This is a genomic window from Paenibacillus nanensis, from assembly GCF_003583765.1.
In the GTDB taxonomy this organism is placed as follows: Bacteria; Bacillota; Bacilli; order Paenibacillales; family Paenibacillaceae; genus Pristimantibacillus; species Pristimantibacillus nanensis.
In genome coordinates this window covers 206,480-227,154 of record NZ_QXQA01000002.1, presented here as the reverse complement: position 1 = coordinate 227,154, position 20,675 = coordinate 206,480, and the positions used below count along the sequence as shown (strand labels likewise).

Genomic DNA, 20,675 nt, shown 5'->3' with positions numbered 1-20,675 from the left:
ATGCAAAAGCCCGAACCAACAATGCGGTTCGGGCTTTCCATATATCGCGGGAGGATCCTGTCTGCCCGAGAGGCTACTCGAATTTCGAAGGCGGGACCTTGTAGTATTTCTTGAACGCTTTCGAAAAGGAGAACGGGTCGGGATAACCGAGAAACGCAGCGATTTCTTGAACCGTGTATTTCTTTTGGTAAATGTAGTCTCTCGCCCGATTCATTTTTATTTGATAGATGTATTGCCCCGGGGTGATGCCCAAAGCTTTTTTGAAATAGGAGATGAAATATTTCTCGGAAATGCCGATCAGCGCCGCAAGCTCGCTCATTTTCATGGACCCATCCAGATGGTCATCCACATACTTGAAGACAGGCTGCAAATCGTCTAAATGTCTTGCGTTTTTACGCGGCGATTTCTTATTCATAAATTGTCCTGTATAGCGGCCTTGACCATGAAGCTCGATCATTTTGGCAACGACGGCTGTCAGGCAAGCCTTCACATACAAGCGGTTGCCCGGCACGCCGTCCGACCGCTTTGTTTGCAAGTAAGATTTTTTGAATAGATCGGCTTCCTCGAGGATGAGCGCCTTCGGTATAATCCCCGAAAGCTGAAAGTCGCCTAATATCCGCTGCTGCTCGCCGATGGCGAAATCGAAATGGGTATAAATAAAGCGGCAGCCCCCGGAGGAGGTCGATGCCCGATAGGGAACGCCGGGGTAAAAAAAGACGACATCTCCGGGATGTGCCGTATGTTCGATTCCCTCAATTCTAATGTTTACGATTCCTTCTTGAATAAACCAGAGATCGTAGTCAGGGTGCGCCTTGTGCTCATACCAATCGCCGCTCTGAGCGGGGTCGTATATCGAACGCAGCCGAACGGTTATCGACTCCGACAGCTCATTGAGTATCCCCATATTCGTTGAATTAGCGACCATCGATAAATCCACTCCTCAGCATGGCATCGATTGAACAGCCAATTTGCTCGTTTCTATCTGTTCCATTATAGTACGATTTGACATGGATTCGAAACTATCTTATATTCTCCTTTTAAACGGCTCTCCTATAATAAAACTATAACGTTATAGGAGGTTTTGGCGACGATGAGCGACACGAATGTTCAGCATCCGAAGGTAGTTGTGATCGGAGCAGGAAGTTTATTTTTTGGCAGGCAGTCGATTTGGCAAATGGTTCACTCCAGCCACTTAAACAATGGAACGCTTGCCCTGGTGGACACGGATGAGGAGAGGCTGTCCAAAATGGTTCAGCTGGCCAAAATGGTGGCGAAGGATAATAACGTGCCGCTTAAGGTGGAGGGATCAACGGACCGGAGACAGGTGCTGAAAGACGCGGATTTCGTTGTGCTTAGCTTTGCGGAGGATTCGGTCAAATATCGCGGCATCGATTGCGAGGTTTCCTTGAAGTACGGTATACGCATGTGTTCCGGCGATACGATCGGACCCGGCGGCATATTCCGGGCAATGCGGGAGCTGCCGGTCATCATGGATTGCGTCAAAGACATTGAGGAGATCTGCCCCGATGCGTGGGTCATAAATTATATCAATCCTTCAACCGTTCATGGGATTGCGCTCAGCCGGTATGCGCCTAACCTCAAATCATTCGCGCTATGCGACAGCCACCATATGCCCTATAAGAAGGCTTACTACGCGGAGCGCGCGGGAATCATCCGGGATAGCAGCGAGTTCACCGAGGAGATCGACAGGCGGTTTGATTTCCGCGTAGCCGGCGTCAACCATTTCACCTGGCTTCTTAAAGCGGAGTATGACGGGAACGATGTGACGGCTCCGATAGCAGAGGCGCTAAGGAAATCCGCGGGCACGGAGAACAACGGCGGTGATACGGGAGCGAAGGCAATCTTTAACGATGCGATCACTTATGAGCTCTATGATGTATTCGGGTATATCCCGACTTGCACAGCCCATACGAAGGAATATGTCCGATTCTGGCAAGGACTCGGAAAGACGGAAGGGGCGATTCCGCCCTTAAAAATATGGGAAACGGAAGACCGATACAAGCGGCACGAAGAAATGTGGGAGCAAGTCGACGGCTTCTTATCCGGGAGCATTCCGGTTTCCGACTATATGAAAATATTAGGACCCGACCACGCAACGGATATCATCGAAAGTATGGTAGGCCGTTTGGGGAAACGATTCTTCATCAATACGCTGAATCAAGGAGCCGTTCCGAACATGAACGACGATTCCTTCCTGGAACTGTTATGCGAGGTAAGTATGGAGGGAATCAAGCCTCTCCCCGTCGGGGAGATGCCTAGAGGGATTCGGGGCATGCAAGAGCTGGTGCTGGATACGCATGAATTAACCGCCGAGGCCGTAGTAGAAAGAAGCTTTCCGAAATTAAGAAGGGCCATGATGACCGACCCGCTGGTCAACTCCATAGCTGATGCGGATCGGATCATAAAGGAGCTGCTCGAGAGGGAGAAGGATATCATCCCGAAGTATTGGTATGAATAGAGGGAAGAGGAGGACTGCGTCTGCAGTCCTTTATTTTTATTTTAATAACAAAACCATATTTTCCTTGACGTGGAGTGAACTCCAGGTGGTAATCTCTTTATAGATAACGAGAGAGGAGAATGCTCTTTATGGAATATGTGAAACTCGGATCGACCGGCCTCGATATATCCCGGCTTTGCCTGGGCTGCATGAGCTTCGGGGTGGCGGAACGCTGGACCCATCCTTGGGTGCTCGACGAGGAAAAAAGCCGCCCGATTATTAAAAAGGCGCTTGATCTTGGCATTAACTTTTTTGATACGGCGAATATTTATTCAGGCGGAACAAGCGAAGAAATCGTAGGCAGGGCCCTTAAAGATTATGCGAGCCGGGATGAGGTTGTTATCGCAACAAAGGTTTTCTTCCGCATGCATAAAGGTCCGAATGGCGCCGGGTTATCCAGGAAAGCCATCATGAGTGAAATTGACAAGAGCCTGCAGCGGCTCGGAACAGACTACGTGGATCTGTATCAAATTCACCGCTGGGATTATCAGACTCCGATCGAAGAAACGATGGAGGCGCTTCATGATGTTGTAAAGGCGGGGAAAGTCCGTTATATCGGCGCTTCTGCTATGTATGCGTGGCAGTTTCTGAAAGCGAACCATGTTGCCGAGAAAAACGGATGGACAAAATTCGTTTCGATGCAAAATCATTACAATCTCTTCTACCGCGAGGAGGAGAGAGAAATGATGCCGCTTTGTAAGGAAGAAAAAATCGCCGTCATCCCGTACAGCCCGCTTGCAGCCGGCAGATTGGCCCGGGACTGGCAGGAGTCGACTTACCGTTACGAAACGGATCAAGCTCAAAGAAGCAAATACGACGCGATGGCGCATGCCGATCGGCTGGTTTGGGAGCGGGTTACCGACCTATCGGAAAAACGGGGCATTCCTCGCGCTCAAATCGCGCTTGCTTGGTTATTTCAGAAAGGGGCGGCCTCTCCGATCATCGGAGTTACAAGCGCAGCTCAGCTAGAAGAAGGGATCGGCTCGCTTTCCGTTACGTTAACGTCCGAAGAAATGGCATTTTTGGAAGAGCCGTATGTGCCGCATCCGGTTGTAGGCGCGCTTTAAGAAAGATATTTTTCCAAAAATCTGTTGATTATTTGTAAAATTTTCGATCAACTTTCACAGAAACCATAGGCAAGTTTGGTAGGTTGTAGTAAACTATAGGAAGATTTACCCATAGTTAACTGCGATTTAGCTTGTCCTATCAAGTCAAAGGTGTTAAAGGAGTGGGCCTTTGAGGTGTCAATGTAGAAATCAGATCGAGAAACTGCGCACGATCATGGAGCTGACTTACGAGGAGTATTTGTCATTTACCGATCCGACGGTTTTATTGGCTAGCCAAGCGCTTGATGATGCTCTCGTACAGTACAGGCAGTGCCCTCATTTTGAGTATTGCAACAACTGGGGCAGGAAGGAAAAGAAAGAAGAATCCAATACGCTGGTCTGTTGACCGTTCATTGTATGCCTGTAATCCGAGAGGATGTGCAGGCTTTTTTATTGTGCATTCGCGTGATTGGCCCTCATCCAATGAGAAATTGCAGCTTTCAACGCTTTCTAGTTCATAGCTCCTACGCAATAATGAATTTGCGTCCAACCAAATACCTATATAGCAACTCTGGTAGGGGTTGCTTTTGATAACTATAAACGCGAATTCGAGCAGAGCGTCCTTTGGAACGCTCTTTTTGACAGGCGATTAGAGGAGACGCTTTGGCGCTATTATTCGTTGTCGGCGGAATGGGCTGCCGTGTAATGCTGGAGAAGGCTTTGGGATAGCTCGATTATACGGTTCACCATTGACGCGGGCTCCAACACTTTGGCATCGGTGCCAAGGCGGAAAAAGTACCGGGAAACAAATTCGATTTCGTTATAACCAATAACGGTGTCGATATAACCCGACTCCTCATTCTGCAATACGATATGCGGTTCTAACCAATGCTGGCTCTTGGCTTGCCGTATTCCTTCTCTATTCAATTGGACGTGAAGTCGAACGGGCGTATCCGGCTCTTCGCCGGTTTGGCTCATGAGCCAATCGTGAAGCGTGACCTCGCGTTCATAGGTCCGCTCTAATTGGGTAAGGCCTGCAATGCGGTCCGTACGAAATAACTTAACCTGATTGGAGTCAGTGATGAAGGCCGGCATATACCAGAAGCCGTCATATGCGTAGACGCCAAGGGGGGCGGCCTCCCTTAAAGCAGCGCCGTTTTTCGATATATATACGATTTGAATGACCCGTCTTTCAATGGCAGCCTCGATGATCTCTTTCAAATATTTCGACGGGGCCCCTCTCTTTTTATTCCAGAACGAAAATACGGTGCCGAGGCGATCGATCTTTGTTCTCATGTCCAGCGGCAAGCTGGTATATAACTTATTTGATACCGAATGGATGTCAATCTCAAAGGGCAGCGAGGTGTAGAAGGTGAGCGCTTGAAAGGCAAAAAAAATAGAAAACGCCTCATTCTCATTAAAAAGAATGGGGGGTAAGGTCCGATTTTCTAACACACGGTATCCGCCGCCGCGGCCGGGTTCGGTATAAAGCGGAACGCCCATCTCACCCAGCTCCGTCAAATACCGGTGAGCCGTCCTTACGGAAACGCCGAGCTCATAAGCCACATCCTGAGCGGTAAAGCTGCGCTTCGCATTCACATACAGGATGAGGTCGAATAGCTGCTTCGCTTTGGACATCGAAAGCCGCACCTCCCACAATAATCATGACAACTATTGACATGTTAATATGATACGTTGTGAAAGGCAAGTTATCTTGCATGGAATGGAGGAAAACAGATGAATCAAATGTCAGTGAAAAGAATGAAAGCCGCAGCCCTGCAAAGATTTGGGGGTCCGGAAGAATTGAAGCTTCAAGAAGTCAATATCCCGCATGTCGGTCCGAACGACGTGTTAATCCGGTTAGCCTATGCCGGCGTTGGAGTGTGGGACGCGTTTGAACGGCAGGGTGGATATGCGAAAATGTTAGGCTTGAACGTCCAGTTTCCATATATTCTCGGCTCTGAAGGTTCGGGCACGGTATGTGGAGCGGGGGACAATGTCACTCATGTAAAAGCAGGTGACTTGGTCTACGCCCCTGCTTTCTTGAATTCCAAAGGCGGTTTTTATGCAGAGTACGCAGTCGTTGACGCCCAATATGTGACCCGTATACCGGACGGACTGACGATGGAAGAAGCGGCGGTCATATCTGGAATCGGAATTACCGCTCTGCGGGGATTGGAAGATGTGCTGAAATTGCGGCCGTCGGAGTCTATTCTCATCTTCGGGGCCGGCGGGGGGATAGGTCATATTGCGGCACAGCTTGCAAAAAGTATGGGTGCCCGCGTATTTGGGGTCGCATCCGGCGATGACGGCGTCGCGATGGCGAAAAAGCTTGGCTGCGATGAGGCGGTCGACGGAAGAGACGAAGGGTTCGCTTCGGCGGCCATGCAATTTGCACCTAACGGATTCGATGCGGCCTTGTTCACCGCTGGAGGCGAAGCGGCGAATATTGCTGCCGGTTGTATTCGTGCCGGAGGACGCGCGGCCTTCCCGAATGGAATTCACCCTGAGGTGCTGATTCCACCGGGAGTCGAAGCTTCAGGCTATAACGGAGACCCGGATTCGGACATCATTCGCAGGCTTCATAGCCGCATAATCCGAAACCGGTTGTCCGTCTTTATTAGTCATACCTTTTCTCTGGAGGAAGCCCGAATTGCGCATGAGACGCTAAACCAGCATTACATCGGTAAAATTTGTCTTACAATAAATCCCTAGGCGCTACAGCAGATAGGCCGAACCCGATTCGTCATGAAAAAGGTTCGACCCGTTTTCTAATGCTTCCGCATTTTCAAGTTTCCTTCGTTTTGAACGATGACTTGGAACTGGAGATTGATGTCCGTATATGGAAAATAATCGGTTCGCCACTTCGCCAGCTGATCGCGCGGAATTTTGGTCCGAAAATGCTGGCCGAACGCGACAATGTCCGCTTTTCGTTTTTGAAGCTTGGCTAGCAGCGCCTCGCTTCTCTTCCTTAGCAGGTCCTCCAATTCCCATTTCACCTGCGCTACTGACGGTTCGCCTTTGGTCTCCAGAATCGTCACTTTTAAGCGGACATGGCATTCCAGAAACGTTTGGTTGCCGGCAACTCTGCTTTTATGCGAAATGGCATTGCTGACGATTTCGACGTTGGCGTGGTCCATCACTTCGATTTTCCCTTGCGCGCTGTGACCGTTAAAAATATTTATCATCAATGTATCGTCCGGCGTAATCCGGTCTACCATCCGGCCGTTTCGAATAATGGCGGAGCCTCTGCTTTGAATGACCGTGCTGTCATCCGACCGGATGATGGGAACCATCGTGTCATTGGTGTAGGAATGAATGCTGCGGAACATTTGCCATATCCGAGTTTGCGCGACCTGCGGATTCCATCCCGCATTTTTTTCGAAAAAATGGACGAGGGTCGTGCTTTCCTGATTATCCGGCTTGCTCATCGCGTCGAAAAACCGATCCAGCGGCTCATCGCATATGACGACCATCGTTTTCGGCGAAATATCCTGCGCGCGAATGAAGCTGGTAATGCTGTCGTTTATTCCTTCTTCAGCATATTTTCTATCGATCAACAGCACCTTTAAATGCAAAAGGTCGATCTGACTTTCCAAGTTCATGCTGATCTTATCTACAATGTCGCTGACGGTTTCTCCCGAATCGGATACAATTCTCATTTTGCTGTCATCACTGGTTGGTTCGGGAATTTGCAGAAACATGTTGTAGTTGCCGTCAACTTTACTCAGTCCCATTACGACGGGGAGAACCCGGTGATTAATGTCTTTTGTGTCCCAGCAGCCGCTGAGCAGAGCCGCGAGGATGAGCATGGCGGCGGCACGAATCGCCGGCTTTCCGAAGCGTAGCATGCGTGAATCAAACCCTCCTCTTCCGGTATCGAACGCCGATCACAATCGTCGCTGCCGGAATGATGACCATCACATAAATCCGGAAAAACGTATTCCACCATAGCAGATCCGATACATGCTTCCAATCGGGAATATTCATGCAGGTCACAAATAACGCGACGCTGAGCGCGGGGATTAAGACCGCGGGCTTGGCGTTCCATTTAAACCGGATAATCCGGATCAATTTCCACATGACGGTCGCGAGAAACAGAATGACGAACGTAATCATGCTAAGAAGAAAAAACATCGAAATACGGTCGAACATCAGCCAATCGATGCTGATCGTGTCGACCGTCATGATGAACGGGAATTGGAATTTCTCGGCCGTATTTTGTCCGAAAGTGAGCACCGGCAAATAGACGGACAAAAGAAATAAAGGCAGCAAAATAAGGCTGGACCATAATATGCTCCGGCTCTTGTAGCGGAAGTGAGGCTGGACAAAGCCTAGAAATAGAAAGCCGCCGCTGAAAGCGAATAAGCTGAGCAAAAAAGACCGCTCCTGCACGAAGGCAAAGGTTGCCGTGTGCGTATCCATAACGGGCAGGGCGTAAAGCCAATCCACGTTTTGAAAGGCATAGCTTAAAATAAAGACCGTCAGCGGTATGAACAGGACAAAAAGCAGGAGCGCGGTCCGAAAGATAGCTTCGATGCCCAGCATGGCAACATAGGTGGAAATGGAAAGCAGAAGCGCCATAATGGCCCAAAGCGGCGTGCTGGACAAAAACACGATTGTGACCACCTCCGAATAGGCTCTGATCGTGATGACACAGATCATGACAAGGTAGGCGGCGACAGGAAGAAGCAGCACAATCGCGACGGCGTTGCCGGCTGTTCGAAGCCCGTCCACGAGATCCATGCGCGGAAAGTAGCTCATCCCCTTCATATACATGGCAATAACCGCGAGATGAATCGCGAAGCCAGTCAAGATTGGGAGCCAGTGTCCGATGTTCACCGATTCGATAATGTCTGTCGGATACAGGAAAAAGATGAGTCCCATATGGGAGAGGAGATACAAGCTGACAGTCTGTAAGGTTTTATCCACGAGAATCACCTTTCGGTTTGTAAAAGTGCAGGTACGGGATGCCGAACGACGTAATGCTGGCAAGGTAAGCGCATATAATGACCAGTCCGCTTAGCAAGCCCAATACGCCATAGAAAGCAGAGAGAAGCAGTATCAGATATTTAAATACCCGGATCGATATCGAGTTCTGGAAGCCGACGACGGTTGAGCTGGAGATGGTCGTTGCCGCTAATATAATAATAAGCAGATTGCTGACCAGCTTGGCGCTGACGACGGCTTGGCCTAAAATAATGCCGCCGACCATCGTTAAGGTTGGGCCGATCGATTTGGGCAGACGGATGCTCGCCTCTAAGATTAGCTCCAAAATGATAAGCAGCAGGAGGGTCTCGACAATTGCGGGGTACGGCACGTCGACACGGCTTCTCGCGATGGACAAGGCAAGCTCGATCCGGAGAACATCGGGATTGACGGATACGAGGGCGACGTATAAGCCAGGCACGATCATATTTGTCAGCACGCCGACTATCCGAAGCAGGCGCACCAAGTACATTAAGAGGACCGGGAAGTTATGATCGTTATCCACAGCGAATAGATCCCACAGCAAGCTGGGGACCACAAGCGCAAACGGCATCCGGTCAAGCAGCAGAATCGCCTTGCCTTGGCTGAGCCCGCGTTCGGCTTCCTGCGGCAGCTCGGTCGAATTGAATCGCGTAACAAAGCTCCAGCGCGAAAATCCGAGCATGTCGGACAGCTGCTGCAGATTTTTCACATCCCAGTCCAGACGCGACTCTATCTTCCCCGTGATAGCCCGAAGCAGCGCGAGGTCCAACTTATCTTCCCGATAAAGAAGGGAGAGACGTTTGCCCTCCCGATCGCCGATGCTATACGATTTGACCCTCAGCTGCTGCGTTGCCGCGTGCTTCTTGATCATGCCGATATTGGTTTCGATATCCTCGACGAGGGAGCTGATGGCTCCTCTTAGAACGTTTTCCGTCGTCGGAGCTTCGATTGAACGGGTCAGCACCTTGGGGACAGGTGTAACGGATATGAACGCATCATGCTCGCTGAAGTAAAGAAGAATATCTCCGCGCGTGACGGTCGTCATGATTGTCGACTCATCCGGAGCTTTGACCGGCTTGCCGAACGATTCCATGAAAGCCTCGGCATTCAGATCCGCGACGGTTCCGCTTTCGGCTTGCTTGTGCAGAAGCTCCAGCGTGCGCGGGAGATCGATGAGGGAGGTGTAGCCAATTATGTTAACGGAGAGCTGCGAAAGCCTCGTCTTCCTAATAAAGAAATCGCTGTCTTCCTTTAACGGCGGCGGAATATATCGGTCTAGCAGCATCTCATCATCCCCTTGAAGTATTGATACCCATTATTTCCACTTGCTTGGATTTGCTATACATTCGAAAGTGCCGGCAAACCAGAAGCGTTTCGCAAAACGCTTGCACCAGAGATATTTCCCCTACCTCTACTGGAAATTTCTCCTTTCCACCTGCGGTGTCTCCCTTCAAAATAGATATATCCGCTACGAGACAAAAGTTAAACATGCCGTCTCCCGCATCGCCAGCTTCCTTCCACTCTATCCTGCACGCATCGCGCTTTTTACCTTCTAAACAGCCACCATCGGATCAAAACCTTTACACGTAAGGAGGTGTTCTTCGGCAGCTTTAATTTGGAATCGCTTTCATACGGGTTGTCCATTATGTTCCTTTCGAAAGGAGATCAAAAGATGATGACTTTACATGCTGAGGCAGCTTCGCCTTGGGCGAGGGCAGGGCTGATTATAATGGCTGGGCTGCTGCTGCTGACGGGCTTTCCGTTTGGCGCTCCGAAGGCGGAGGCGGCAGCCGGGGATAAGATATTAGTAGGCTACTGGCATAATTTCGATAACGGCTCTGCCAATATACGGCTGCGGGATATTTCACCGAATTTTGACGTCATTCAGGTTGCGTTTGCCGAGCCTTCTGGCGGATCGCAGACAGGCAATATGGTATTTACACCTTACAACTCGACCGTCAGCGAGTTTCAAGCGGATGTTGATTTCCTTCAGGCGCGCGGCCAAAAGGTGCTGATCTCCATCGGAGGCGCAAACGGCACGGTGGAGCTGACGACGGCGCAGGCGAAGACGAATTTTGTTCAAACGATGAAAACCATCATAAACACCTATGGTTTCGACGGCTTCGATATCGATCTGGAGGGCAGCTCGCTGGCGCTGAACAGCGGCGATACGGATTTCCGAAATCCTACGACGCCCAAAATCGTGAATCTTATTGCGGCGGCGAAAGAAATATTGAGCGGCTACGGCTCGAATTTCCTGCTGACGATGGCGCCGGAGACGGCTTATGTACAAGGAGGATCGGGCCAGTACGGCGGCGTGTGGGGCGCCTATTTGCCGGTCATTCACGCGCTTCGTAACGATATCGACTATCTGCATGTCCAGCACTACAACTCGGGCTCCATGCTTGGCCCGGACGGCAGAGCTTATACGCAGGGCACGCCGGATTTCCACGTCGCCATGGCGGAAATGATGCTTGTCGGCTTCCCGGTTGCGGGCAATACGAACAACGTCTTCCCGCCGCTTCGGCCCGATCAAATCTTGATTGGACTACCCGCGTCGCCGCAGGCGGCGGGAGGGGGTTACACGACGGAAGCCAATGTCCAGAAGGCGCTGGATTATTTAATAAAAGGACAATCGTTTGGAGGCAGCTACGTTTTGCGCAATCCGGCAGGCTATCCGGAGCTGAAAGGGCTTATGACCTGGTCGATTAACTGGGATAAGTATGTGAATTATCAGTTCTCGAATAGCCATCGCGCCTATCTCGACCAGTACGACGGAGGCAGCTCGCCTGATATTACGCCGCCTACAGCTCCAACCAATTTCCGTTCCACTGGCAAAACATCAACGAGTGTGTCGCTGGCATGGAACCCGTCGACAGACGATCGCGGCGTAACGAGTTATATCATTACCTATGGCTCAGGCCAATCCATGACCGTTACGGGTACGGCGGCTACGGTTAACGGCCTCTCTGCGGGTACGGCGTATACATTTACCGTAAAGGCAAGAGACGCAGCTGGCAATCAATCTGCCGCTAGCGGAACGGTTACGGTGACGACCGATACGGTAAGCAATTCGTGCGCCGTTCAAGCTTGGAGCGCGGACACGGTCTACACAGGCGGTCAGCGCGTCTCCTACGGGGGCAGCGTGTACGAGGCGCAATGGTGGACGAGAGGAGACCGTCCCGATCAAAGCGGAGCATGGGGCGTATGGAAGCTCATTGGCCCTTGCGGCGGCGGACCCGGCACTGGAGCCGACACGCAAGCGCCTGCCGCGCCAAGCGGACTGGTCAGCACAGGGGCGACTGCTTCCTCGGTCGCTTTGTCCTGGAACGCGTCAACCGATAACGTCGCTGTGACGGGGTATACCGTCTATTACGGCTCCTTGAGCGTGAATGTGACGGGAACAACGGCGACGATCAGCGGCTTAACGGCGAACACTTCGTATACATTCACCGTTAAGGCGAGAGACGCTGCGGGGAATCTATCCGCTGCCAGCAATTCGCTCACGGTGTCGACGTCTCAGGGCGGAACAGGAGGCACGACAACATGGACGACGCAGACCAGCTATGCGGCGGGGGATGTCGTGACATACGCCGGCCAGACCTATATTTGCCTGCAGCCGCATACATCGCTGGCGGGCTGGGAACCGCCTAACGTGCCGGCGCTTTGGCGCCTGCAATAAGCCATAAAGCCCCGCACGCTAGAACTGCGCGCGGGGCTTTATTAGGGATGCGATACAAATCATATAACGGCCGTATTGACACAAAACGCCACTACAGGGCGAGCTCACCTCTTCAGCTTAAAGTGGACTGCCGCGGTATAGCGCATTTTTTCGCTGCGCGGATCGAATGTGACTTGATGGGACACGGCATGCACGTCCAGCATCAGCGCTTTGTTCGTCTCGATCGCCTTTTCGATCCGCTCCTCCAGCGCTTGAATCGTTGACGCCTCGAAAAATTCGATCTTCGTTTCGATCAGGTCAAGCTTAAATTCCATGAAATCGAATCCTCCTAATGGTTGTTCCTGTTAAGATCTATTATACATCTGCGATGACCGGTTGTTCCAATTTTGTCCTCAAAGTATGAGGAACGGCAAATGCGGGCATCTCAAGGATAAAGCGGATAATTGCGAAAGAGGAGATTTTTTAGAAGAGGCATGCTAATACGGTAAAAGTTCTAAAATTGTTAACGATTGCGCCGCCTGCTGCCGGCGGTTTCGTGTACAATAGAGGGACAGAGAGGAGGCATGGCAATGGGCAATGTACCGACGTCGGTATGGATATTCTCCATTATAATTATCGCGCTCGTTACCTGGATCACCCTGTGGGTGACCAAAAAAGCGTACTCTAAAAAATGGGACGAAGCGGACGAATAAAAATAGGATATATGCAATCTTATGAAAACGGTGAAGCCAGCAAAGTCGGCTCGCCGTTTTTTCTTGCTTTCCGGGGAATAGAAAAAAACGCTCCCGCACACAGATGCGAAAGCGTTAGTTATGTCGCTGATGGTGCCGCCGAGAGGACTTGAACCCCCAACCTACTGATTACAAGTCAGTTGCTCTACCAATTGAGCTACAGCGGCATGTGTTTTTTCTTGAAGACAAGATGTATTATTGCACATCCGTGAATGGTTATGCAAGTGTTTTCTTGAAGTTTAAATTTTCAAATAATTGCGGCGAGGAAGCTTGCTTAAAACCAAGCTTCCTTAAGCCGCCGGACGCCCTCCCACAGCTGCTGCTCCGATAAGCCGCCAAAGCCAAGCATGACATAGGATGGCGGGCAGTCGGACGGATTGTTCCAATGCTTTGCGGGCGAATAGACTTTGCAGCCTTGCTGCTCCGCCAGCGCGATAAGATCCTCGGAGCGGCATCCCTTCAGGTTCACGAGCAGATGCATGCCGGACCGGTCGCCGATCGTTTCGGCGCGTTCGCCAAAATGCTCGCGAATGGCTTCGGTCAAAGCTCGGTGACGGGACTGATAAACGCGCCTCATGCGACGCACATTCCGCATGAAGTGGCCATGCTTCATGAACAGCCAAACCGCTTGCTGGATGATGGGAGACACAGCCTGGCTGTATAGCTCAAGCTTGCGATGAACGCCATCCAGCAGGCTGGCCGGCATAATGATGTAGCTAAGCCTCGCCGCGGGCAAAAACGATTTGGACAACGTGCCTAAATAAATAACTCTGTCATTCGTATCCAGCGCCTTCAGAGCGGGGATGGGGGCGCTGTTGTAGCGGAACTCGCTGTCATAATCGTCTTCGATAATGTAACGTTCGTTTTCGACAGCCCATTGCAATAGCTTTTGCCGTTTCTGGATCGGCATGACCATGCCAAGCGGGAACTGATGGGAAGGCGTAACATAGACGACCCCAGCTTCGGCGCCAGCCTCATGCAGTTGTTCGACATGAATGCCGTCGGCCTCCACCTGAATCGGCAGGATGGTGCAGCCGCTATTGCGCATCACGGATTTAACGCCGTCGTAGCCAGGCTCCTCCATGGCGATCCCGGACGATCCGAGACCAAGCAATTGAATCAGCATGCTGACCGCATGCTGCGTTCCAGCGCTTAATAGGATTTGATCCGGATGGCAGACGACGCCCCTTGACTGATACGCGTAGCGGGCAATTTCCTCGCGAAGCCCGTAATGCCCTAACGAATCGCCGTATCCGAGCACTTGTTCAGGCTCCATGGAGAGCGCCTCGACGACACAGGCTTTCCAATGCGCATGCGGGAAACGGTCGAAGGCGATTTCGCCGTAACGGAAATCGAAATCCGGCTTCTGCGGCTTCGCGTTGGTGTGAGGCATCGCCGTCTCTTCAAGCGGTTTTAAAAGGGGAGTGATCTCCTCAAGCCGCTCTACCCGATAGCCGCCCCTTTCGCGGCTTGCCACATAGCCTTCGGCCGCGAGCTGGCCGTAAGCGGCTTCTACCGTATTTTTGCTGACGCCCAGATGCTGCGCGAGCTGACGTATTGAAGGCAGATGCTGATTTGTGGCTAAAGCGCCGCTTTCGATTTCCTTCCGGATATAAAGATACAGCTGCATATAAATGGGCATCTTGCTGTCTTTGGTCAGCAGCGGTGTAATAGATAACATTGACATCGTAATCTGTCCCTCATCATTTTCGATTTTCTGTCACTTTCGGTAGTGACAAATTCCTTATATAGTGACAGTACCATAACGATCAACGCTTTGAGAAGGGGATGGACCATATGTTTTCCGTCAGAATGAAAAAACGCGAGTGCACGGACGAATCAAAAATCGAAGCTTTTTTGGAGCAAGCCGAAACCGGCTTCCTTGGGTTATCCGATCAAGGCATGCCTTATGTCGTGCCGCTTAACTTCGTGTGGATCAAGGAGCGCGGCGCTTTTTATTTCCACGGAGCGGAGGAGGGGCGCAAGATGCGCGTAATGGAGCAACATAACGAAGCGTGCTTAGCGGTGAGCGAGTCTTTCGGGACGGTGCCGCATCCGGTTCCCGCCCACACGGACACCGCCTACATGAGCGTAATGGCTTTCGGCCGGATGGAGGCTGTGCCGGATATCGTGGAGGCGACAGAGGCGATGCAGGCGATGCTGGATAAATACGTGCCGGGCTACTATGATTCGCCGCTGGCAAGGTCGCATGTCGAGCGTTACCGTTCCTCGATGGGCAGCCGGACAGCCGTATTTAAGCTGGTGGTGCAAAGGCGCACTGCGAAGGAGAATGAAGTGCCGCAAGCGTAAAAAAAGGTCTGCATCCCGTCCTTTCGACGTCATGCAGACCTTTTGGTCTATTGATTCATTAAGCCGTTTCGCCTTCCAGCTGAGGCTGTTCGATTTGCATTTCGATTTTGCGAATCCGGTTTTTACTTGTCTCACGAATAATGAATTTTAAGTGCTCGTATTGATATTCCTTGCCTGGCTTCGGATCAACCAGCTTGCTGTACAGCCAGCCGCCGATCGTATCGACGTCTTCCTCTTCGAAATTCATGCCGGTAAGCTCGCCGAGTTCGTCCAGCAGCACTTTGCCGTCAAGCAAGTAACAATTGTCCGCCAGCAGCTCGATTTCTTTGCGTTCGTCGGCATCGAATTCGTCCCGGATCTCCCCGACGATTTCCTCCAAAATATCCTCGATCGTAATCAGGCCGGAGGTTCCGCCGTACTCGTCTACCAGAATCGCGATATGAACGCGTTCCTGCTGCATGCGCTTCAGGAGCATTTTGACCGGTGTCACCTCGGAAACGCTAAGCACGGGATGAATCAGCTTCTTCAGATCAAATTCTTTGTCGACATCGTATTCCAGGAACAATTGCTTCGTATTGATCATGCCGACGATATTGTCTTTGCTCTCTAGCGCGACAGGAAAGCGCGTATATTGTTCCTTCCGGATAATTTCTAGGTTATCCTTCAGCGAATAGTTCGTATATAAACAAATCATATCCGTACGAGGCACCATAATTTCTTTGGCCAGCAGCTCATCGAACGCGAAGATCCGGCTTACATAGCCATATTCCGTATTGTTGATTTTGCCGCTTTGGTAGCTCTCGTTCAGAATCAATTGAATTTCTTCCTCGGAATGAGCCTCTTCGTGCTCCTTCATCGGCTTCAGGCCGAACATCCGAACAAGCCCATTGGCCGAGCCGTTCAATAGCCAAATGAAAGGATACATTAATTTATGGAAAAAAATGATCGGCTTTGCCGTTAAGAAGGTAATCGCTTCCGCCTTCTGAATCGCCCAGGATTTCGGCGCAAGCTCTCCGACGACAACGTGAATGAACGTAATGACGATAAATGCGATACCGATGGACAGCGCATGGCTAAGCGCTTCGTTCATTTCCATGCCGTCAAATACGGGTAAAAGTATTTTTTCTACTGTCGGTTCTCCCAAGAAACCAAGTCCGAGAGCGGTAATCGTAATGCCAAGCTGGCACGCCGACAGATAGGCATCCAGATTGCTCGTCACCTTCTGAACGGCAAGCGCGTTCTTCCGGCCCTCCTGCACCAACTGTTCGATCCGGCTCGCCCGCAGCTTAACGATGGCAAACTCCGTCGCGACGAAAAAAGCAGTCAAAAAAATTAGAAGAGCAATCATGAATAAATTAAGCCATATGTCACTACTACCCATTTTCGATTCTCACTACCCTTTTTATGTTTTATAGTTTTATATGCTTTACTATAACGAAAGATTACAAGTACTGACAACTGCGAAAAGGAGCGTTATAGGCGGTTCACGTTCGTTTAGACGCATTTAATCGGTCTGAAAACGTCATTCTCATCGATTTTCGAGGCTTTACAATAGCCATTCACAGGCATAAGATGAGTTCATATGAACGGATTAACAGGCAGGTGAGAGATATGGTCACTTATTCGCTTTCTCGATTCGAGCTGGCGAATGTTTTGCTGTCCCTTTGCGGCAAGGGGGAGAAATCTCCTTCCGATATATTGTTCGGCGCATGGATACGGGCCGACGGAAGCGCGGATCCGGAAAGACTGCCGCCCGGTCCTCTGCCTTCCATTGCGGAGAAGCTGATGCGCTGCGGCGTCCGTAAAGGATTTTCGTTACATGAAATATCCGATTTAGGGAAGCTGCTCGAATTTTCTACGTTATCCGCATCCGCCATGCAAAATTGGGTGAAGCGGGATTTTAAGCCTTATTTCGAATGTCCGGGAGCAGGGAAAAAATATTCGTTCGACCAAACGGCTTTGCTGCTGATGATCGACGATTTGAAGGCGAATCTCGATTTTGACTCGATTAGGCGGCTGTTTGCGATTCTGTTTCAATCCGCGGGTTTGTCTCCGTTGTCCGTCTTTGCTTTTTACTCCGGGATGTACGAGGAGCTTAACCGGCAGCAAGCTTGGGATTCCCTAAATACGGAGCTCCTGGAGAAGACGGTGAGGGAGCAAGCGGCCAAAACGGCGAATGCGGTTCCGGATTTGACGGCGGACCAGCGGGAAGCGGTGCGCAATTTTTTGTTCGTGGCGGTCATTTCCGTGCAGGCTGCCAAGCTGCAGGCGCTGGCCAGACGTTATTGCCAAGCTACCTTATATAGAAGAAATTTTTGAGAACAGAGAGGTTGTGCATCGATGATTAAACAATTTCTAAAAGCCTCCAGATTTCGTGTCATTCCCGTAATGCTCATACCGGTGGCGCTTGGGGCGCTCGGCGCGTACGTGTGGACCGGCGAATTCCATCCCGTCCTGTTCCTGGTCACGCTGCTTGGAGCGGGCGCCGCGCATTTGTTTTCCAATATGATTAACGATTTGTGGGATTATAAGAATGGAACGGATACGGCCGCCAAAGGAACGGAGGGGGCGATCTCTACGAATTCCGGCTATTTGACTAACGGAACCTGGAGCCTGGGGCGCTTCCGCTTTGTCACATGGCTTATGTTCTGGATAGCGGCGGCATGCGGCATCATACTTAGCCTAACCAGCGGGTGGGCGGTGCTTGCGTTCGCCCTCGCCGGAGCGTTTATCGCCTATTTCTATGTCGCGCCTCCGATCCGGTTCGGATACAGGGGCAAGGGCTACAGCGAAATCGGCATTCTGCTTTCCTTCGGCGTGCTTCCTGTAGCGGGCTCTTATTACGTCCAAGCGGGCGGGCTGGATTACCGGGCATTTCTTCTGTCGCTTCCGATCGGGCTGTTGACGACATTGATTTTGTTCAACCATCATTTCCTGCATTGGGAAGCGGACCGCAGCGCGGGCAAAAAAACGCTGGTCGTCGTGTGGGGCGAAGAGCGGGCGCTCAGGTTCTCGCGCATCCTTATGCTGCTGGCGTACGCGGCGTTAATCGTATGCACGTTGACCGGCGCGCTTCCGCTGTATGCGCTGCTTGCTCTTGTAACCGCCATTCCGATATATTTGGTTTATGGCCGCTTAGGATCGCATAACCCGTCCGCCGCTTATTTGCCGCTTATGGGGGCTTCAATGCAGGCAGCCATTCGGTGCGGAACGGTATTGATGGCGGCGCTGATTCTGCAAGGCGCATTACACTGACGAACACGAACAGCATACAAGGAGAGGCATACAATGACCAACACATGGACACTAGGCGATTTTCACACGATACTAAATGAAGGCGAAGTTTGGAAGATCGGGGGGTTCCCGCTGCCGGACGGCTCGTTCTGGCAATACCGCGAGCCGGAAGCGGTCGTGATCGTCCGTAACGGCATTTTGTACACAAGAGCGACGATCAGCCGCAAGCATGACAAGATCCAAATTCTCGACAACGCCAAGCATATGTATTATTCCGCCAAGCCGGTCGACGTGCCGGAATCCGGCGAGATCAGCTTCGAGCTGAAGATTCGGTCAAGAACGTCGGGCACGGCGCCCGGCGATTTGTACGACGGCTATGTTTCGCTCAACCTGCTTGATTTCACAACGGGCGGAGCGCTTGATTTCTTTGTAAGCAACGACCAGTACGCCAGCGTGTACGCGGTTCTGCCTTTCCCCGGCGTTACGGTACCGGAGAGCGACCGCACCAAATATTTCTGCGTCTTCAAGGAAGCGAACGAAGGGTTCGAGCCGCGGGCGTTCAATACGTACAAAATTACGTACAACCGTCAGACCGACGAAGTCGTGTTTTACGTGAACGGCGCCGAAATTCGCAGAGAGCAACATACGCCGGTGAAGTTCAATCAATTTACCGTAGCGCTTGGCATCATGACGGAGAAGGATTTAACGCCGGAGGGCAGCGTATCCGCTCATGGCCAGACGGTTATCGCGGAATGGTCGCCGATTACGATAGAAGTGAAGGAATAACACTCCCGAAGGAGGCTGCACTTTGTTATTTGTCTTCATCGCTTTATGTACGATTGCGGCAATCCTATGGCTCTCTGAGCCAGGCTCCGCCGTTAACAGGCGTCTGGGCGCGCTCGCGCTAAGCGGGGGCACAGGCGCCTTGGCGGCGGTGCTGGACGCCTCCTGGCGGTCGTATGCGGCGGAAGCGGGCGCAAGCGAAAGCGCCCAGCTTGCTTTGTATAAGCTGCAAGCGTTCTCATCCGTATTTTCCTATTATGGCATTCCTTATTTTTTTATACTGTTTGCCGTCGCCTACCGCGGCGTCCGATTAAGCCGGAGCGTATCGATCGCCCTTCCGCTCGTGCTGCTGCTCCCCGTCATTTTATGTGTTCTGTTTACGCCGTCCTACAATGAAACGTATCCGATTACGTTTGATATCGTCGTCTGGTGGGCGGTGCCATATATTCTTTTGGGCACAGCATTCGTTCTGTTCAAAAAGGTGCCGCCGACGATCTATGCCAGAACGCACTGGGTGGTATGCTTCGCGGTACTGCCGCCTGTGCTGTTCGTCATGTTTATGAACTACGTGCTTCCGAGCATGGGGATGCTGCGGATGTGGGTCTATAATACCTGGATTGTAGGCTTGGGCACGATCGTATTCGTATTAGGACTATTTACATACGGTTTTATGGGGATTCGAATTTTGATCGACCGGAAACGGTTTGATTTCACGCTGCGGGCGGTTACGTCGGGCACGGCCATGCTGAATCACGCGATCAAAAATGACGCCGGCAAGCTGAGGCTGTTCGCGGAGAAAATGAAGCGATACGCCGCAGAGACCAAGCAAGAGGAGCTGCTGGCCGATGTAGAGGCCGTGCTGGCGGCGTCTCGGCATATGGAAGAGATGGTCGCCCGGGTCCATCGGCGCACGGAGGATATTACGCTGCGGCTCGAGAGAGCCGATTTGGCCGCCGTTGCGGAGGAAGCGCTTCATGCGCTTAAGCCGTCGCTTGGCAGTATCGCCCTGCACACAAATCTGAGCAGGGGCTGGACGGGGATGATTGACCGCGCTCAAGTGTCCGAGGCGGTTACGAACATCGCGAACAACGCGATTGAAGCGATGGGGAAGGAAGGCAGCCTCTTCGTCTCGCTCACGGAGACGAAGCGCGAGCTGGTGCTCGAAATCCGCGATACCGGTCCCGGTATGGACCGCTCGCTGCGCATGCAGGTATTCGAGCCGTTCTACACGACCAAACGAACCGGGCATAACTTCGGGCTCGGCCTGCCGTACGCCTATCATGTCATGCGCAAGCATAAAGGCTCGCTTACCGTACGGTCCAAACAGGGAGAGGGCACGACCTTTTATCTCGCATTTCCGAAAAAAACGCTGCTTGCGGAGCGCGGCGGTGAATAGGAGC

Annotated in this window: 19 protein-coding genes and 1 tRNA gene; 11 read left to right on the top strand and 9 right to left on the bottom strand. The window is 51.6% G+C overall.

What is annotated here, in order from left to right:
* Window positions 1–73 precede the first annotated feature (73 nt).
* Window positions 74–925: an AraC family transcriptional regulator gene (locus tag D3P08_RS04310; protein WP_119598216.1), complete on the bottom strand. Its 852-nt coding sequence runs from the start codon at window positions 923–925 to the stop codon at window positions 74–76.
* Window positions 926–1,090: 165 nt separating this feature from the next.
* On the opposite strand from D3P08_RS04310, the gene D3P08_RS04305 reads away from it, so the two are divergent.
* The 3 genes from D3P08_RS04305 to D3P08_RS28030 all read left to right on the top strand — a co-directional run bounded on the left by D3P08_RS04305 (window position 1,091) and on the right by D3P08_RS28030 (window position 3,970).
* Complete coding sequence (locus D3P08_RS04305; protein ID WP_119598215.1) at window positions 1,091–2,479, top strand: family 4 glycosyl hydrolase; 1,389 nt, start codon at window positions 1,091–1,093, stop codon at window positions 2,477–2,479.
* Between the two features lie 128 nt (window positions 2,480–2,607).
* Window positions 2,608–3,585 (top strand): aldo/keto reductase, encoded by a 978-nt coding sequence (locus D3P08_RS04300; RefSeq protein WP_119598214.1) that lies wholly within the window; start codon window positions 2,608–2,610, stop codon window positions 3,583–3,585.
* Window positions 3,586–3,754: 169 nt separating this feature from the next.
* Window positions 3,755–3,970: an aspartyl-phosphate phosphatase Spo0E family protein gene (locus tag D3P08_RS28030; protein WP_119598213.1), complete on the top strand. Its 216-nt coding sequence runs from the start codon at window positions 3,755–3,757 to the stop codon at window positions 3,968–3,970.
* Window positions 3,971–4,236: 266 nt separating this feature from the next.
* Here D3P08_RS28030 and D3P08_RS04290 read toward each other — a convergent pair whose 3' ends face one another.
* Window positions 4,237–5,202: a helix-turn-helix transcriptional regulator gene (locus D3P08_RS04290; protein WP_119598212.1), complete on the bottom strand. Its 966-nt coding sequence runs from the start codon at window positions 5,200–5,202 to the stop codon at window positions 4,237–4,239.
* Window positions 5,203–5,301: 99 nt separating this feature from the next.
* On the opposite strand from D3P08_RS04290, the gene D3P08_RS04285 reads away from it, so the two are divergent.
* Window positions 5,302–6,279 carry a quinone oxidoreductase family protein gene (locus tag D3P08_RS04285; protein ID WP_119598211.1) on the top strand — a complete coding sequence of 326 codons (978 nt, stop codon included), beginning with the start codon at window positions 5,302–5,304 and terminating at the stop codon, window positions 6,277–6,279.
* Window positions 6,280–6,335: 56 nt separating this feature from the next.
* Here the strand turns inward: D3P08_RS04285 and D3P08_RS04280 are convergent, their stop codons facing one another.
* Genes D3P08_RS04280 through D3P08_RS04270 form a run of 3 tightly spaced genes read right to left on the bottom strand, consistent with a single transcriptional unit; the run spans window position 6,336 to window position 9,820 of the window.
* Window positions 6,336–7,415 (bottom strand): Ger(x)C family spore germination protein, encoded by a 1,080-nt coding sequence (locus D3P08_RS04280; protein WP_119598210.1) that lies wholly within the window; start codon window positions 7,413–7,415, stop codon window positions 6,336–6,338.
* Window positions 7,416–7,422: 7 nt separating this feature from the next.
* Entirely contained in the window at window positions 7,423–8,496 is a 1,074-nt protein-coding gene (locus D3P08_RS04275; protein ID WP_240647293.1) for a GerAB/ArcD/ProY family transporter, read from the bottom strand.
* Window positions 8,489–9,820 carry a spore germination protein gene (locus D3P08_RS04270; RefSeq protein ID WP_119598209.1) on the bottom strand — a complete coding sequence of 444 codons (1,332 nt, stop codon included), beginning with the start codon at window positions 9,818–9,820 and terminating at the stop codon, window positions 8,489–8,491. Before D3P08_RS04270 ends, D3P08_RS04275 begins: the two co-directional genes overlap by 8 nt.
* A 387-nt stretch (window positions 9,821–10,207) precedes the next feature.
* Between D3P08_RS04270 and D3P08_RS04260 the strand changes: the two genes are divergently transcribed.
* A complete protein-coding gene (locus D3P08_RS04260; RefSeq protein WP_240647291.1) occupies window positions 10,208–12,217 on the top strand; it encodes a fibronectin type III domain-containing protein in 2,010 nt (669 codons plus the stop codon).
* Window positions 12,218–12,321: 104 nt separating this feature from the next.
* Here the strand turns inward: D3P08_RS04260 and D3P08_RS04255 are convergent, their stop codons facing one another.
* The gene (locus D3P08_RS04255; protein WP_119598207.1) at window positions 12,322–12,531 is read right to left on the bottom strand and encodes a DUF2536 family protein; all 210 of its coding nucleotides are present in this window, start codon (window positions 12,529–12,531) and stop codon (window positions 12,322–12,324) included.
* 255 nt (window positions 12,532–12,786) lie between these two features.
* Between D3P08_RS04255 and D3P08_RS27850 the strand changes: the two genes are divergently transcribed.
* Window positions 12,787–12,909 (top strand): hypothetical protein, encoded by a 123-nt coding sequence (locus D3P08_RS27850; protein ID WP_276311124.1) that lies wholly within the window; start codon window positions 12,787–12,789, stop codon window positions 12,907–12,909.
* Between the two features lie 130 nt (window positions 12,910–13,039).
* On the opposite strand, the gene D3P08_RS04250 is transcribed toward D3P08_RS27850, so the two are convergent.
* Both D3P08_RS04250 and pdxR read right to left on the bottom strand, forming a co-directional pair.
* Window positions 13,040–13,115 (bottom strand) — tRNA-Thr (locus tag D3P08_RS04250).
* A gap of 107 nt (window positions 13,116–13,222) precedes the next feature.
* Window positions 13,223–14,635: a MocR-like pyridoxine biosynthesis transcription factor PdxR gene (gene pdxR / locus D3P08_RS04245; RefSeq protein ID WP_240647289.1), complete on the bottom strand. Its 1,413-nt coding sequence runs from the start codon at window positions 14,633–14,635 to the stop codon at window positions 13,223–13,225.
* Window positions 14,636–14,745: 110 nt separating this feature from the next.
* Here pdxR and D3P08_RS04240 point away from each other — a divergent pair, with 110 nt between their 5' ends.
* Window positions 14,746–15,258 carry a pyridoxamine 5'-phosphate oxidase family protein gene (locus D3P08_RS04240; RefSeq protein WP_119598206.1) on the top strand — a complete coding sequence of 171 codons (513 nt, stop codon included), beginning with the start codon at window positions 14,746–14,748 and terminating at the stop codon, window positions 15,256–15,258.
* A gap of 58 nt (window positions 15,259–15,316) precedes the next feature.
* Here D3P08_RS04240 and D3P08_RS04235 read toward each other — a convergent pair whose 3' ends face one another.
* Entirely contained in the window at window positions 15,317–16,639 is a 1,323-nt protein-coding gene (locus D3P08_RS04235; protein ID WP_240647287.1) for a hemolysin family protein, read from the bottom strand.
* Between the two features lie 191 nt (window positions 16,640–16,830).
* Between D3P08_RS04235 and D3P08_RS04230 the strand changes: the two genes are divergently transcribed.
* The 4 genes from D3P08_RS04230 to D3P08_RS04215 are packed head-to-tail and all read left to right on the top strand — an operon-like array spanning window position 16,831 to window position 20,671.
* Window positions 16,831–17,577, top strand: coding sequence for a DUF1836 domain-containing protein (locus D3P08_RS04230; RefSeq protein ID WP_119598204.1), 747 nt, complete (start codon window positions 16,831–16,833; stop codon window positions 17,575–17,577).
* A gap of 21 nt (window positions 17,578–17,598) precedes the next feature.
* The gene (locus tag D3P08_RS04225; protein ID WP_119598203.1) at window positions 17,599–18,513 is read left to right on the top strand and encodes a prenyltransferase; all 915 of its coding nucleotides are present in this window, start codon (window positions 17,599–17,601) and stop codon (window positions 18,511–18,513) included.
* Window positions 18,514–18,546: 33 nt separating this feature from the next.
* A complete protein-coding gene (locus D3P08_RS04220) occupies window positions 18,547–19,278 on the top strand; it encodes a DUF6081 family protein (protein WP_119598202.1) in 732 nt (243 codons plus the stop codon).
* Window positions 19,279–19,300: 22 nt separating this feature from the next.
* Window positions 19,301–20,671, top strand: a complete 1,371-nt coding sequence (locus tag D3P08_RS04215; RefSeq protein ID WP_119598201.1) for a sensor histidine kinase — start codon at window positions 19,301–19,303, stop codon at window positions 20,669–20,671.
* The last annotated feature ends 4 nt before the right edge of the window (window positions 20,672–20,675 follow it).